General features: G+C 58.6%; 11 protein-coding genes and 1 CRISPR repeat array. Of the genes, 2 read left to right on the forward strand and 9 right to left on the reverse strand.

What is annotated here, in order from left to right:
- Positions 1-32: 32 nt before the first annotated feature.
- Positions 33-671: direct repeats of the CRISPR family, unit length 29 nt; unit sequence GGGATCATCCCCGCATGCGCGGGGAACAC.
- A gap of 329 nt (positions 672-1,000) precedes the next feature.
- From cas2e to BG22_RS04130, 9 genes are all read right to left on the reverse strand, one after another.
- The gene (gene cas2e, locus BG22_RS04090; RefSeq protein ID WP_140493518.1) at positions 1,001-1,366 is read right to left on the reverse strand and encodes a type I-E CRISPR-associated endoribonuclease Cas2e; all 366 of its coding nucleotides are present in this window, start codon (positions 1,364-1,366) and stop codon (positions 1,001-1,003) included.
- A gap of 49 nt (positions 1,367-1,415) precedes the next feature.
- Complete coding sequence (gene cas1e / locus BG22_RS04095; protein WP_140493521.1) at positions 1,416-2,393, reverse strand: type I-E CRISPR-associated endonuclease Cas1e; 978 nt, start codon at positions 2,391-2,393, stop codon at positions 1,416-1,418.
- Positions 2,390-3,094: a type I-E CRISPR-associated protein Cas6/Cse3/CasE gene (gene cas6e / locus BG22_RS04100; protein WP_140493524.1), complete on the reverse strand. Its 705-nt coding sequence runs from the start codon at positions 3,092-3,094 to the stop codon at positions 2,390-2,392. The genes cas1e and cas6e overlap by 4 nt, the downstream gene beginning before the upstream one ends.
- A gap of 11 nt (positions 3,095-3,105) precedes the next feature.
- Positions 3,106-3,858, reverse strand: coding sequence for a type I-E CRISPR-associated protein Cas5/CasD (gene cas5e / locus BG22_RS04105; RefSeq protein WP_140493527.1), 753 nt, complete (start codon positions 3,856-3,858; stop codon positions 3,106-3,108).
- A gap of 2 nt (positions 3,859-3,860) precedes the next feature.
- Positions 3,861-4,994 carry a type I-E CRISPR-associated protein Cas7/Cse4/CasC gene (cas7e, locus tag BG22_RS04110; protein ID WP_140493530.1) on the reverse strand — a complete coding sequence of 378 codons (1,134 nt, stop codon included), beginning with the start codon at positions 4,992-4,994 and terminating at the stop codon, positions 3,861-3,863.
- Positions 4,995-5,050: 56 nt separating this feature from the next.
- Positions 5,051-5,674 (reverse strand): type I-E CRISPR-associated protein Cse2/CasB, encoded by a 624-nt coding sequence (gene casB, locus BG22_RS04115; protein WP_140493533.1) that lies wholly within the window; start codon positions 5,672-5,674, stop codon positions 5,051-5,053.
- A gap of 2 nt (positions 5,675-5,676) precedes the next feature.
- Positions 5,677-7,365 (reverse strand): type I-E CRISPR-associated protein Cse1/CasA, encoded by a 1,689-nt coding sequence (casA, locus tag BG22_RS04120; protein ID WP_140493535.1) that lies wholly within the window; start codon positions 7,363-7,365, stop codon positions 5,677-5,679.
- Between the two features lie 220 nt (positions 7,366-7,585).
- Positions 7,586-10,783 carry a CRISPR-associated endonuclease Cas3'' gene (locus BG22_RS04125; protein WP_258186197.1) on the reverse strand — a complete coding sequence of 1,066 codons (3,198 nt, stop codon included), beginning with the start codon at positions 10,781-10,783 and terminating at the stop codon, positions 7,586-7,588.
- Positions 10,780-12,876, reverse strand: a complete 2,097-nt coding sequence (locus BG22_RS04130; protein WP_181163367.1) for an SWIM zinc finger domain-containing protein — start codon at positions 12,874-12,876, stop codon at positions 10,780-10,782. Before BG22_RS04130 ends, BG22_RS04125 begins: the two co-directional genes overlap by 4 nt.
- Positions 12,877-13,067: 191 nt before the next feature.
- Here BG22_RS04130 and BG22_RS04135 point away from each other — a divergent pair, with 191 nt between their 5' ends.
- Positions 13,068-14,168 carry an Abi family protein gene (locus BG22_RS04135; protein WP_181163368.1) on the forward strand — a complete coding sequence of 367 codons (1,101 nt, stop codon included), beginning with the start codon at positions 13,068-13,070 and terminating at the stop codon, positions 14,166-14,168.
- 254 nt (positions 14,169-14,422) lie between these two features.
- On the forward strand, positions 14,423-14,620 hold the full coding sequence (locus tag BG22_RS10800; protein ID WP_181163369.1) for a hypothetical protein: 198 nt from the start codon (positions 14,423-14,425) through the stop codon (positions 14,618-14,620).
- Positions 14,621-14,909 lie beyond the last annotated feature (289 nt).

Below are 14,909 nucleotides of genomic sequence, written 5' to 3' on the forward strand. Positions count from 1 at the left end.
TTGGCGTTGTTGTTGTTCGCGGTGCCATCCGAGGGATCATCCCCGCATGCGCGGGGAACACGGTTTCGCTCATTTCATGTTCCTTTCGATGTAGGGATCATCCCCGCATGCGCGGGGAACACTCGGTCTTCAGGTCGGCGACCTTCTTGTCCACGGGATCATCCCCGCATGCGCGGGGAACACGACGAGCCGAAGGGCCGCGACCTCGGCGAGCGGGGATCATCCCCGCATGCGCGGGGAACACCCGTTCCGTTCGCCCCGGTTCCGCCTTGCGCGGGGATCATCCCCGCATGCGCGGGGAACACGAATCCGCCACCGACGCGGACATCAACAGCCTGGGATCATCCCCGCATGCGCGGGGAACACCCCTCCACGAAGTCGTCGGTGGTGGCGAAGGCGGGATCATCCCCGCATGCGCGGGGAACACATCGTCTCTAGGTCGGTGCCCATCTTGTTGGCGGGATCATCCCCGCATGCGCGGGGAACACCTTGAGCCGGGTCTTCTTCGCCCTGGCCACCAGGGATCATCCCCGCATGCGCGGGGAACACACCCTCCACATGATCGAGGACCGGCTCAACCAGGGATCATCCCCGCATGCGCGGGGAACACGAGGGCCCCAAGTTCGGCGCCGCCGTCGGCCAGGGATCATCCCCGCATGCGCGGGGAACACACTTGCAAAGTGTAGCAATTTCAAGGGATATATGGATGCGTCGTCATCTGTTTCCTTCACTTTCGTTCTCCGCACTATTTGCGGAGTCGCCTACATCAGCCACTCCCCTATAGCGAATTCACCAGCGGATTTCCATCACAAAGTGCAAAGATTCCGGACTAAGCAAAATGCCGGACAATGCGCAAGCCACTGCTGCGCTACAACACATCGCAGGTCCTCTACGACAGTCGCCTACGGCAGTCCTCTCCAACAGACTTCGTCATCAGCCCCAACAGGGTACGGCGGAAATAACATCTTTACTATCAACTTCGGCACCAGCATGGAAGTTGTTATTGATATCTACGTGCAGCCCGCCATTTGCTGGCATTGCTCCAGCCGGGACGTCGAGAGTGCGATTCAGTTTGATTTCTACCCTTGGACATGCTGTTGGGACGTTGCACAAGTTCCAACCCGTCACAATCCACCGGCGTCCAATCAGCATGATGCACCCGGAAACCAAGATGTTGCTCGTTACGAGCCGAATACACCATAATCGCCCGTCCGTCACGGACCAAATCCACAATGCGCTCCCAAAGACGGTCACGCACTTTGGCACTGACGTGCCCGACGAACACACCAGCCGAAATCTCAAGCAACCAACGAGTAAGGTCTCCGCGAAGTCCCAAAGGGCAAGCAGTCAGCACTATTACGACCATATCGGCATGCCCCTCCTACCATCCGAAATCAGCAGAACCGTCGGAACCGTCATTCCCTGAAATCACCGCCAACATCCTCATCGAAATCCTCGCCATAGGAGACGCCGGCAGCGACTTCCCCGAGTCTGTCATCCCATAACCCAACGTGATCCGTCTCAGCATCATCCGTCGGCTCAGTGTTTCCCAATAGGCTGCGAATATCCCGCACCATCCTTTTCATGATGGACAGATCGTATACCACCTCACGCATTCGATGCCGCGTAGCGGACCCAATATCGGCAGGTTGTTGCGCCGCAATCTCAAACGCCACCGGAATGGATAATTCAGCCTTGTACAAATCCGCAATGTCATAGACGAAGGAACGTTCATGACCGACATGGACGAATCCCAATCCCGGAGAACAGCCAAGCGCCACAATCGCCGAATGCGCCAAGCCGTATAGGCATGTGTGCGCGGCCGACAGGGCTTTATTGATCTCATTGCCGGCCTCAAAATCGTCATGGTCGTATGTTCTTTTATCCCACGCGACGCCGGTGCGCGCCGAACACTCCCTATACACACGACGTACGCGTGCGCCTTCACGCCCGCGCAACTGCTGCATGGTCAGACCGCTAACGTCCTCATCGGGGAAACGCATCTGATACATCGCCCGTGCCACGGCCAGTCTCGTCCGCGTGTTGGAGACCAGACGAGCCTGCGCCTGCAGCAGCGCCGACGAATGCGTCAATGGCTTGCCGAACGCGTACATGCGAACGCCGCGTTCCCCCGCCCAAATCACCGTGGCACCATTATCCCCTATCACCGTCATGGCCTGATGTGTGACGGAAGTCCCGGGACCAAGCATCAACACGCTTAATGCGGCTGCAGGAACATGCACCGTTCCTGCAGCATCAGCGACCGTGATGGCATTGTCGGAACGGTTGATTACGCAATGCTCGAAATAGGCAAACGACATGCGATCCTCCGCTCGGACCAGTTCGTCGAGTTCGGGCGGAGGAGTCCCCGGTACGCGGTTCCTGTTTTTCATGACTGCGGTTCTCGAATGGGAGCTACAGTCAACAACCCGCATCCGAAGCCTTTTGCCCGCCCAATGCCATGGCACAGCGCTTGTCGGAACGAATCAGCATCCGTCACTCGCAGGCGACCATCGAATACCGCAGTGGTCAGGGTCACGGTTTTACCGTCACGTCCGAACCGCTCCTGATGCCTCTGGCTGACCGTCACCGACGGCTCATCATAATCGTCGGGAAGAATCTCGAACCCATGGCCGGCGGCCCGCGCGACCAACCAGTCACACTGTTGCGCAGCCGTCACATGCCCTTGAATCTTGCCCACTACACTCTCGCCGTCCGCCTTGGGACGCAGCCCTTTATCGATTTTGGCTTTGCGCACCGGATTTGCCCTCAGGCGAAATTGCCATTGCTGCCCAATCCCGATACGGGAAAGCAACGGCGAATAATCCCTGCTCTCCCATTCCATCCGCGTGGGCCATCCCGCCTGTTCGATGATATGCGAAAAATCAGGCGCCTCCGGGCTCACGACATACAACCAAACACTATGGTCCTGCGCCAGCACATCCAGACGCCACAGGATACGGCCTTCGTCGCTTTCACGAACGCTGCCGGGCGGAAACGCGCTCTCCACCGCGGCATGCATGCGATACGGAGACGCCATCAGCTGCCGGGCACTGAATCTGGCCGCATTGAGCGGCACTCGAGAAATGAACATGATTACATCTCCTAGGTAAAGCTCATGGGGTCGGCATCGCCGGTAGATGCGAATGACGGCGGCGCGCCGCCCCCAGCATTACGGGATGCGGCATTATCGATGCCGGGATTGTCGATGCGGTACCGGCGAACCGCCCGATCTGCATATCGACGATCCTTCTGACTGAAGGTCACCGGCAGATCAGGCTGTGTCAGGAACGGTTCGTCGTCCACGGCATCGCAGACGATCTCCAACTGCTGTTCCGGATATCGCCGCATATACCATCGCGACGCATGCCACGGCTCCCGTTCCAACGCCTCACGGACATCGACATACTCGTCATGGACGCCCAACGTGACCGGAAATTCCGGCGGACAGGATCGACGGCCCAGATATAGCGGCCATCGAGGCTGTCGCAGAGCATGATCCAGCCCGTCCAAGACGGCCCTTTCCGCTTCCAGCGCGACCAAAAAACGGGCGTCAGCCAGATAATAGCGATACGTCAACGGCATCACCTTGTCGAAATCACGCGAGTTTCGCTTGCGGGCCAGAGATTTTTCAGTCTGGAAATCCTGTATGATTCGTCCTCTCTGCTCTACGCGCACGCCGAACCGCAGACCCAGCAAATCCTCTATCGCATCCTCCCGCGTGCGGCCCTGAGCGGAGGCGAGCAACCCGATCACCGCGCTTTTCGTCGGTTCGGTGCGTGTCTCACGACGCACAAAACGCGACGAATCACCCCATGATTGCATTGGCCCCGCAAGCTGCAGTAGCAATACAACCATGTCTACTCCTCGGACAGCGCCTGCGTAAGAGCGGCCTTCAACTCGGCCTTCATCTCCGGGAACGACACATGCTTGCTCACAGCGTCCAGTTCAGGCACGGATTCATCCGCGGTGATGTTCCATGCCTTTCGCGGAGTCTCCCCGTAAGCCGCATGAACATAAGCCAGCTTACGTCCCAAACGCACGGCCGCCTGACGTGAAATCGACGCGCCTTCCGCCGGCCGCACGGGATCTTCAAAAGCACCGACCACGTTAATCGGCTGATCGTCGCGGATAATCACCACACACGCAGCGGGCAAAGTACGGTTTGCAAACGTGTTCTGCTTGCCGGTCGGCATTGACCTGATGAACGCCTCGACAAACGCCGCCGAACCTTCGACTGTGGCGGTCGCATCCCGCAACTGGTCCTGCAATGCATCGACGTTCAATGTCGCATACCTGTACAAGGTGGACGAATTGAATCCGACGGTGTCCAGCATGGCGGCTCCGGCGTTATCTTCCGAAGCGCAGTCGTCAACGGCGGTGAAGTAGTCATACTCGGGTGTGACCCGATCCACAGAAATCGCATGCGCAACCTGCGCCGAGGCGTCGGTGTTGAGATCGGGCGCATCGGCCAGCATGCGACCGAACAAGGCGATATCCACAGCTTGGACCCCATGGAACACCGCATCAATCTCCTTCTTCATCGCCGCCGTCGGCTTGGAAGCCGCATCGATGCCGGCATCATGCCATGCAATAGCAATGTCCGCGAGCTGCCCGATTTCCCGGTATGCAATGAAAATCAGGTATTCCGTGGCCAATGATCCCTTGTCTTTGCCGGCACGGTCCGATTCCTTGACCTTGACGCCGGTGGCCGACAGCGCGAATTGTGCCATAGACTCCGCTTCCTCGGCCAGTTCAGGACGTTTGGCAACGATCGCATCCCGAATCAAGGCGACCGCATTTTTCGTACGCACGCCCAGACGGCTAGACTCCAGCAGCGAGGGGAACATCTCCCGCATGGCCCGCTTCCAAGCTTGGGAGGAGACCCGGGAGCGCAGCACGCCGCCATAATATGCGACTTTCGGGCTACCGGTATCATCGCGGTTGATATTGCTCGGCGGCACGTTTTGCAAACCATACAGATCAATGAACATGATGCTTTCCTTTCGAATGTTGTTACTTCGTTCGCGGCAGACGGCAATGTTGCCGGTTATTGGGAGACAGTGGGCCTGACATGGTAATCCATGCTCCACCGCTGGAAGACCTCCGCACGAGAGTCCGGGAACTGAACCTGATAGAGATCTTGGGCCAAGGAGCGGTAATCCAGCGTGATCGAACCATCGCCGGCCCCTCGCATCAGCAGAATCAGCGCGCGTACGCTGCGTATCACACCATTGAAATCCGGAGCGGCTTCGGCGGAGGCCAACCTGCGTCTTACTCCGTCGTCATGTTCCGGATCAGGTTGAATCAGCCGGCATGCGCGGCCGAAGGTCATCCGTTTCGTACGGGCGCTCTCAACGCTTTGGGCGACCCCATGGCGCCGTGACTGCTGATGAAGTGCGTACAACTCCAATGTGGCCTTCACTGCGCGAAGCACCGCCGGATCCTCCTCCGGAGAGGGCAGACTCTGCGGCCACTCCCCGAACAGGTCCCCGCCGATCAGCATCCACGACGGCGCGCTGCCGTCAAGATCGCGTCGCAGCCGGGCCAACGCCGCCCGGGAATATGGCGTCCCACCATCCCGCTTGGTGTATTCGTTCTGCAGCCGGAACACCTTTCCGTTGACGAAGAGACCCACTTCCTTCGCAGTGTCGCTGGAGAAATATCGCCGCATAGTCACACCCCTTTCCTGTCGTTCGCAATTGTGCCCAGATATTTGTTCAATCCGCCCAGAAACAGTTGCGTGGCGCGAGCGACGCTCATCAGTCCCATCCTGCCGGAATCACGCTCGACGAACATCGGCGCATTAGAGTCGGACCGATACTCCCCGCCGATGGTAACGAGCACGCGATGGATGTCATCACGCCAAGCGTTCCCGTAGGATTCATAATCCTTGTCCGCAGTGAATCCAGCCAACCGGTCGCGGAACAAGACGTCAAGACGCGCATAGGCGTCTTCACGGACATGATCGGCAGCGGCCTGGGCCCTGCCTCCCGCGGCATGGTCACCAGCGGCGATGCAAAGATTGCGCACATAGTTCGAAAGCACAAGATCGACGGACATGCTCGTTTTATCGATGATGTCCACCACGGTATTAATGGCGGGATAGTCCCTACGCGAGAAGGATAACGGCAACGTCAACACGTCATCGATGCCGGTCTCATACACGCTGCTTTGGGTTCCATAGGTCATGCCCTGCGTATGGATCGAGAACACGGCAAGGACGTGCTCCTGCGAGTCCAAACATCCGTTTGTCTGCAACTCTTCGACCCACCGGAGCACCCCCGGGCGCAGGTCCCGATCGGCGACTGCGAGTATCGGTCCCAACCCGCGCCACAACGCTTTTCCGGCATCGTGGGTGACAGGCATTAGCGGGGGCGCGGGCAGTCCCAGCTTCTTCCGTTGGGTCTCGCTGACACGCCAAGCCGTCATTTTCTCGCATGCATCGGTGTCATAGGCTGCGATGACGTCGCCATAACAGTTCACCATGCCGACGATGCGGGTGCCATCGTCATTCGGAACCAAACGCACGCGTCTGGATTGGAATGTCAGGGCATCCACAGGACCTGTGAACGCGGTGCGTACGGTCAGGTCAGGACCGGGGAAATCATCTGATTCCCAAGGAGGTACGTCGTCTTTGTTGCCGAACAAACGCACGCCGTCATCGGCGGGGTCATACAGGCACCAGTTCAATAGCAGTGTGCGGAACAGGGATTCGCCCTCGACCATGATCGGCCCTATGACGCCCAACCATCCGGTGCCAGACAATCCCTTGGGCGCGTACACCTTTCCTTTGTTGATGTGGGTGTTACCGATCACGGGAGATTTGATACCGGCCGTGTCATACGCCTGCAGGAACACCAGCCAACGGGTCGCCTGAGCGAAATCGATGAATTCCAAGGCGTTCGGCGAACGCATGGAGAACAGGAATTTGTCCGGTTTGGGCACATCCGCGATCATCTCCCCGACCGGATCGTATTCCTTGTCACCCACATATGCCAGACCGGGTACCTGATAGAACGGGCGTTCCGGATCCAGCAGATAGAACCGGTCATGGAATTCGTCGAAGTACCCGTCGAGCACATCCATGTCGAATGCTCCATGCCTCCACAGGTAGCTCCATAGTTTCAAGGCATCCGCTCGGGAGGCCTCCGTGTCGCAGTATGCGCAATACAGAATAGCCAACAGCAAACGCATCAGAGGCATGTTCTGTTGCGGCAGGTCGCCGGAAATCGAACGGATGCGCGACGCCTCGCGAAAGACCTCACGCAGGGACAGTTCCCGGAGGCGCCCGTCGGAGAGTATGCATGGTATCCATGGTTCGTCAAGAAGATTGAACCGCCGTACTGGAGTGGCACCACCCATTGCCACCACCGGCCCTTTCCACCGTCTTCCATGACGGCATTGGTTGATCCGATGACTTTACGATAGCATGTGAGCAAAAAAATGTCAACGAGAAAAGGGTAAGGCATGGCATCAATATACTCAACCCCGCGCATACGGGGAACACTCCATGTCTTACCCTTTTCACTGGGTCATCCCTCCAATAAGGGACTTTTTCATCATGACCGCAAGCCCCGACGCCTCACCCCGTCTTGGACACGACCAGCCCGGAGCCACGGTCATACCCCACATCGAAACCGTTGATCGTGGCATGCAACGCACCATCACCATCGTCCTCGAGGAATACGGCCAGCTTCCCGGCGAGCCAAGGCGATTCCGCCCACAGCAGGGTCTCTCGATCACAGCCATGTTCCAGATCATGAATCAGCGCATCAATCGCGTCGTACCTGCCCATCGCCGCCGGCAAACGAACGGCGCACTGCGACACCAGCAGTGCCAGACGATCGTCAGGAACCGAATCCGTCGGCACTTCGGCACCCGGTTCGATACCGTGGGAAGGGTCGCTAATCCACGGCAGCAGACGAATGGCGCCTTCCTGCCGCCTCAGCAGCAGGACTTCGACCGTTTCCTGCGTATCACGAACCGCGCGCTGTCCCTTATCATCATCCCCATCGTCCAGCGGGCTGTTTTTGAACCAGTCCGTCAGGGTGTTTCCATTGGCATCCATGTCGTACAGCGATTTCAACAGGTAGGACCGTGCATGCGACCGCTTCCTGTCCCATTCGGCCGAGCGTTGCACAATCGCCTTCTCGTACGTTTCCCGCCACTGTTCAGGAATCCCCCCAATCGCATGTTCGCCATATGCGCGACGCACAACGGTCGCGATATCCTCGGGCAGACGTGCAAGCGTCACCGATGATGGTTCCGTCAGCGCCATCACACCCAACGTCTCCAATAGCGACGCCTCCGCATACACGGCTCGCACCGCCGCATCGAACCGCGGAATCCCCTCCCACTCGGCAATCCCACGGATATAGCAGACGGCCTCCCGCAAGCGCGGAGGCCGGTCCAGCTGCGCTTCACCGCGATTATGACGGTGCACACGGCCAAGACGCTGCATCAGCAAATCCACCGGCGCGATATCCGTAATCAAGGCATCGAAATCGATATCCAGCGACTGCTCCAACACCTGCGTTCCCACGACGATCAGCCGCTCAGGACGCCTGCCGTTCGCCTTCGTGCTCCGAGGCCCGAGCAGTTCACGCAGCTCGCGTTCGTTATCCATGCGGTCCAGATCCACGAACCGGGAATGCGTCAACCGGACCGTGTCGCCGCCATATCGTCCGGCCAGCAATTGCGCCGCATGCTGCGCACGGTCCACGGTGTCGCATATCACACCAATGCAACCGCCATCTTGCAGAAGGCCGTCAAGCAAGGCGATCAGCGATTCGTCATCGTCCGCCAACATCCTGCACGCCACCTGCATGGCACGTCCGGACGACGCAACGGGCATCGTATGGAGTCGCGCACCGGAGGAATAGGTAATCATCGGATATGCCTCAGCCTCGGGCTGGAACAGGCTCCCCATCGACGTCCCGACCGGCGACCGACCATTCAGTCCCATCCGTTCCGACGCCTCGGAAGCCGTACGACGCCGACGTCGTCTGGGATGAACTGGCAGACCATCCGCCGTGGAAGAAACATCCGCAGTCCGATCGCGGTCATTAAGTTCACCGGCAGACCATCCGCGCAGATACGCCTCCGCCATCTCCCTGCGTTGACGTTCGGGCAAGGTGGCGGACAGCAGCACCACTGGCGTGCGGAAGCCTCCCAGCCATTCGAGGATGCGCTTCAGGTATTCCTGCATGTAGGCGTCGTAGGCATGGCACTCGTCGATAACGACCACCTTGTTGGCGAGCGCCAACTGCCTGAGCACGACATGCTTCATCTGCAGGGCGCCCATGAGCACCTGATCCACCGTACAAACCAGGAAGTTGGCCAGCGCGCCTTTCTTTCGCCCCCACATCCATTCGGACACCATGGTCTCTGGACTGCCTTTTTTGCGTATCGATGTCTCGGAACGATCGCCATCCGTGTCGATCGACGATATGGCGCGGCGCGAAGCCGCGATGATACCGCGAAAATCCTCGTTGAGTTGCGCCTTGCCATGGGCGAGCCAAATCGTCCTGTCATTCTCGTCCTTTTGCGCCGGCAAAGCATCGAGCCATGCATGGACTCTGCCGAACATGGCATCGGTGGTCGCCATCGTCGGAAGGGCCACACATACGCCACCGCGCCCGGTACGCCGGGCGAGCAGTTCGGCTGCGGCGAGAGCGGCTTCGGTCTTGCCCTCGCCCATCGGCGCTTCGATGATCATCAGACCAGGCTGGTCCACCGTGCCGGCCAAACGAACCGCCTCACGTTGTATCGGGCGGGGATGGGCGTTCGGCGGGAGCTTGAATCTGCTCTGGAACCATGATTCCACGACGGCAGCATCCATGTCCGGTTCAATGGAGGACGACTTCCATGGCTCACACATATGCAGATTGCGCCAGGCGCGATCGGCGCGGGCGTCCAACCCCTCCCAGGAGTCCACTCCAGGACCGGCGGCCGTGTCTGCACCGCGATCATCAATGGGAACGTCACCGCCTAATGCAGCCAAGGTACCGGGGACGGGGACCAGCGGAAAAAGGCTTTCGTCGCTATTGCTGGCCATCCAGTCGGCCATGATGACCAATCCGGTCATCAGCGATTCGCTTTCGGCGCTCAACCGCCGTACGCCAAGCGTCGCGACATCCCGCGAAGACAATCCGGCGCGGCGGATGACGAACTCCAGCAGCTCGTCCTGCACGGGTATCCAACGGTTCTTCGACGCCTCGTCCCATCCCATGCGTATCGGTTCGCCGAGACAGGCATCTCTTATCTTATGGTCCTCGGATGGGGTGCCGTGATGTCCGCCGATTACGCTCGCGTAGGATCGTGCGACGCTTCCATCCCACCCGTACGCGCCGCACATGTGCCGCTCGAAAATCACCTGCCCGGCTATCGGATGCGTGGGCCTGTCGGGATTGGACAGGCCGCTCCTGACCGGCAGCCCGGCATGTTCGGGCAGCCACGCCAGCGACGATGAGGAGCTGTCATCCGAAGGATCGAATCGAATCGGCTTGGCTTGGAACACCGGCGTGGCCTTGCCGATGTCGTGCGCACCGGCGAGCGACGCATACACGCTGCGGGCATAGTCCCTGCCGTCCGTCTTACCGTTCGTGTCGCGGGCGATCACCTGTTTCGTGCCATCCGGCACCCAATGGTCCCAGATGCGTTCCGCCATGGCGATCGAATCGGCCATATGCACATACAGCGGCAGCCACCAATCACCGTCGAGACGATCGGTTTTGCCCCATAGGGAACGGGCCTGTTCGGAAAGATATATTTCGGTCACATCAGGCCTTTCAATGCCGCTTTGAGATTGACCCGGCGGGGATACTTCGCCGATAGCGAGCGCGCATACGCCGCCACCCATGCCGCTCCCATGAAGGGAATCGCCCGGCGCAACCGGTCGGCGACTTTGCGGTATTCCGCGCGAGATACAGTGCCCACGAACGCACGATCCCCCGCATAGGGTTCCAAGAGCAGTGCCGTCGCCCGGACCGGCTGCGATGCGGCAACGGAATCATACAGGCGATCGATTGCGCCCGGAACACGGGAACAGTATTCCAGCATCCGCTCATCCAAATGTTCCGATCGCAACAGATACTCGTATATTCGGTTCTCGCATATACGATTCTCACCATCCCGCGTCTCGCATTCCTCGATGATGGCCGGCAACGTGCGCTCGCGCCACTGGCGGCCGCCGACCAACGTCCTCAGCCCATCCACACAGGCTTTGCCATCCTCCAAGGTCGCATCGTCATACCATGGCATGGTCTTGCCACCGTGTGCGATGATTCTCCTGTACAAGTGCTCCAATTCCGCCCTATCACCCAATCGTTGGGCTGACGCAATCAGAACCGTTATCCATCCATAGGGGAACGTCGTTTCCGGAAGCGTCTCCGAAGCTCGCCATACGAATGTTTCAGGCACCGCTCGCATATGCCGCAACGCCAGTTCGCGGACACGCCCGAAATCGTCCGCAAGCGCCGCACGGGAGACGGCGAATGTGGCCATCGCGACGTCCTCGATATGCTCCAGCTCATATCGCTCTGCCCTGTCGAATTCGCCGGCAAGCACCAGATCATCATGCCGAAGGGCGCACAGTGTCGACCGCCACTGTTGCGAATCCTCCTCCAGCTCGGCGACCGAGCCAACTGTAGTCGAGTCAGTCACCGTCGAGTCGGCCGATGTCGAAGCGAACGGCGAGATGATCGGCAAACCAGCGTCGCGTTCCAGATCGGACAGTGCCTGATCCGCAATGTGACGCACACGCGGGTTCGAGGAGAGTGACAATAACGCCGCCGCCATGCCGTCTCGAGAGGCACTCCAGCTCACCTGAATTCGGCCGTGCACGGCATCGACAAGCATATCGACCATCGCCTTCAGCACCGCTACATCGACATCCGCATCCCGCGTGGCTTTTTCCATAAGCAGCCGAATCTTCCAGACCAGCTGCTCGATGCACTCATCCGCATCTCCCGATGAATCGAGATATTCCAGCGACTTGTCGGCGATGTTCATCACGGCGACCGAGTTGCGCATGGCGGCCTCATAGTCATCCGTAGCGAGCGCATTGTCCAGTACATCATTCGCACCAGTGAACGCAGCCGTCACGCCGTCGCCGTCGAGCCAATCGCTATCATCGAATTCATCGTCGTCCCATCTATCGTCATCCCACTCGTCGTCATCGTCGCGGAAGTCAAGATACGACTGCACGGCGTTTTCCGTCATGCGACCGGCTTGTTGAAGACTCAGACAGGGAAAGCTCATTCGCCGCATTGCCTCGCATTCGTCGATCACCCGAGGGTCCCAGACCAACAGCGGACCATGATCGCCGTACCATGAGGAGCAATAGGACCGAACCGCCTGATAGGTGCCATGAGGAATAGGCCCGGGGTCGTCGGTTGACGTCGCAGTCGACGTCGATGTCGGCATCCGAGCCGACAACGCCGACGACGAATCCGAGACCGTTCCACCGGCACCCGTCTCCCGCCCCGACGGAACGGCGCCGTCGGGATGGCGAGCCCGTTCGTCTGACGCGCCATGCACGATGGCGAGCAGCACCGCCGCACAATGCTTACAGTAATGGCCGGAGACAGCCGACGGACAGGTGCATGAGCAGGATTGGATGGTCCAGTCCGCAGTCGACAAACCGACAGACGGGCTCAACAACGCCGAGTCAACGACCGTCGCATCGGACCGGCCATCGCCGCGGCCATGCACGCGTATGGTGACGTCATACAAAGAGCCACCCCTGACCTCTCCGTGAAAGACGCCGGGAGCGATCTGCGTAACACCTTCGACACGGCCATCACGCCAATACGATTCGCCCCGCTCAAACACGCGGGACCCGAACAGCTGGGACATTGCCGAGAATTCCATGTATTCACTGTATCCGACACGCATTACGCGATTCCGTTGCAGATTGGTCAAAGCCTTATGACATCCAGCGTTGCCGGCCATGCATCCTGCGTCAATAATTCGTTGAACATGACGCAGACACTATATTTAGCACATTGTTCTGCTGTGGATACTAGATGTGCGGAGTGTCCTGTACCTTTACGAGCGGTGACATGTTCGCTACAATTATTGATGTTAAAAGCCACCACTGCCTCTCTTTGAAGCACACTAGGGTGGCATTTTTCTTATCAGAGGGGATGATGAACGAAAACGATACTCCGAAGCTCCGCCCCTATCCGCAGCATCCGACGAAATCATTGGACGTCTTATCAGCTAAGCTTATCGACAACGGCTTGTCCGGAGTGAGCCAGGAACTGCTTAAGCGTCGAATCGAGCAGGCCGGTTACTTCCGACTGAAAGGCTACTGGTATCCGTTCCTCACCCCTGTATTGGAGCAACCGGCAAAGCGTTCGTTGCCATTCCGGCAAGGTACGCAATTTCAGGATATCTGGGATAGATACTTGTTTGATCAGGAACTGCGGATGCTGGTATTCGACGGTATCGTCACCATCGAGATATACCTCAAGAGCTTCCTCGCCCATGAGCTATCGGTATTCGGCGGCGAATTCGGCTACATGACACGGGAAGGACTCCCGGGGTTGAGCTATGACGACCACTTGTCCTGCCTTTCCTCGTTACGTTCGGCGTTCACCAAATCGAATCTTCCGTACCTCAGGCATTTCCGGAACACCTACAGCGATCCGCTGCCTCCGTACTGGATGATCGTCGGATGTCTGAGCTATGGAACGCTCAAGGAGAACTTTTACCAAGGCGCTCCAGCCCATATTAAGAGAAAGCTGGCCACCAGGCTGCATATCTTCAATCCCAACCCGAATCCCGCCGTGCGCGGCGACGCCAAAATCCTCTCCAATTGGCTTGAGACTATCCGGCAGGCTCGGAACATGACCGCGCATCACGATCGCTTCTGGAACGAAACCAGCACCCGTATCGCGCCGAAATTGCCGAAGCATCGCAGCGGATCCCATGCAAAGGATTGGTGGGGCAACGATTGGGATATTTTCCGCAGGTCTTCCGGCCCCGCCGCGTTCCTCACCATGGAGAACTACCTGACGTCCCGGATCGACGGACCCGCATGGACGGAGAAATTCATCTCCCTCATGGATAGGTACCCTCAGATTCCGAAGTCTGACATGGGATTCCCTGACGGATGGAGAATGTCGCCACTGTGGCGAGTCGATGGCTCAGTTCATTGACGGGGGCACCTTAATTGTATAAACGGAAAACGCCTGTCTTTTCAGAGACGTGGATTCAAGGAATTGCCCACCCTTGAAAAGACAAGAGATGAGGAATCGTCTTTATTGGACGATGTGAGTGATTGCGTAGACCATAAGACCTGCGATGACGATGACGGAAACGAGGATTGCAAGTCTGGTTTCATGGCGTTCCTTGGCCGACATGTCGGCCTGTCGGTTGGCTAGGGCTTCGGCTTCGGCGGCGATGGCCGCGAATGCACGCTCATCTGATTCTCAAGCGAGGAATCATCTTCGATGCCACCGAAGGACTATTCAGTTTCGTCGTGGTTGTCGTTCATGGTCCTGCTCCGTTCCTGATTGCTGGATTGCTTGCTTTATGCTTGCTGGCTTGTTTGATTGCTTGCGCGTCTGCTCGCCTGCATGCCGCCAAGCTTGATTGTTTGATTGCCTGACTGCCTACCGGCAGGCTTGCTGGCTTGCCAGCTTTCGGTTTGCCCCGCGAGGATAGACATGCGGGTGGCAACGAGCGCGTGGCGTGCGATCGACCGGTAAAGCTGGCGGCCTTTGCCGTCGTTCCAGAACCGGTCGAATTGTGCTATCTGCTTTGCAAGGGGTACATCAGACCATCTGCGGTCACGTATCTGCCTTGCAAGGGGTACATCAGACCATCTGCGGTCACGTATCTGCCTTGCAAGGGGTACCTAAACAGCGATACCCCGAGTATCACCCTTGCAATTTCAA

The sequence above is a fragment of the Bifidobacterium sp. UTBIF-78 genome, assembly GCF_006408945.1.
Taxonomy (GTDB): domain Bacteria; phylum Actinomycetota; class Actinomycetes; order Actinomycetales; family Bifidobacteriaceae; genus Bifidobacterium; species Bifidobacterium myosotis.

Bases quoted from the DNA above. Each gene is read 5' to 3' on its own strand.
- cas7e (WP_140493530.1), bottom strand. From the start codon at position 4,994: ATGTTCATTGATCTGTATGGTTTGCAAAACGTGCCGCCGAGCAATATC.
- BG22_RS04130 (WP_181163367.1), bottom strand. From the start codon at position 12,876: ATGGAATTCTCGGCAATGTCCCAGCTGTTCGGGTCCCGCGTGTTTGAG.
- casB (WP_140493533.1), bottom strand. From the start codon at position 5,674: ATGCGGCGATATTTCTCCAGCGACACTGCGAAGGAAGTGGGTCTCTTC.
- cas2e (WP_140493518.1), bottom strand. From the start codon at position 1,366: ATGGTCGTAATAGTGCTGACTGCTTGCCCTTTGGGACTTCGCGGAGAC.
- cas5e (WP_140493527.1), bottom strand. From the start codon at position 3,858: ATGGTTGTATTGCTACTGCAGCTTGCGGGGCCAATGCAATCATGGGGT.
- BG22_RS10800 (WP_181163369.1), top strand. From the start codon at position 14,423: ATGCACGCTCATCTGATTCTCAAGCGAGGAATCATCTTCGATGCCACC.
- cas6e (WP_140493524.1), bottom strand. From the start codon at position 3,094: ATGTTCATTTCTCGAGTGCCGCTCAATGCGGCCAGATTCAGTGCCCGG.
- casA (WP_140493535.1), bottom strand. From the start codon at position 7,365: ATGGGTGGTGCCACTCCAGTACGGCGGTTCAATCTTCTTGACGAACCA.
- cas1e (WP_140493521.1), bottom strand. From the start codon at position 2,393: ATGAAAAACAGGAACCGCGTACCGGGGACTCCTCCGCCCGAACTCGAC.
- BG22_RS04135 (WP_181163368.1), top strand. From the start codon at position 13,068: ATGTTCGCTACAATTATTGATGTTAAAAGCCACCACTGCCTCTCTTTG.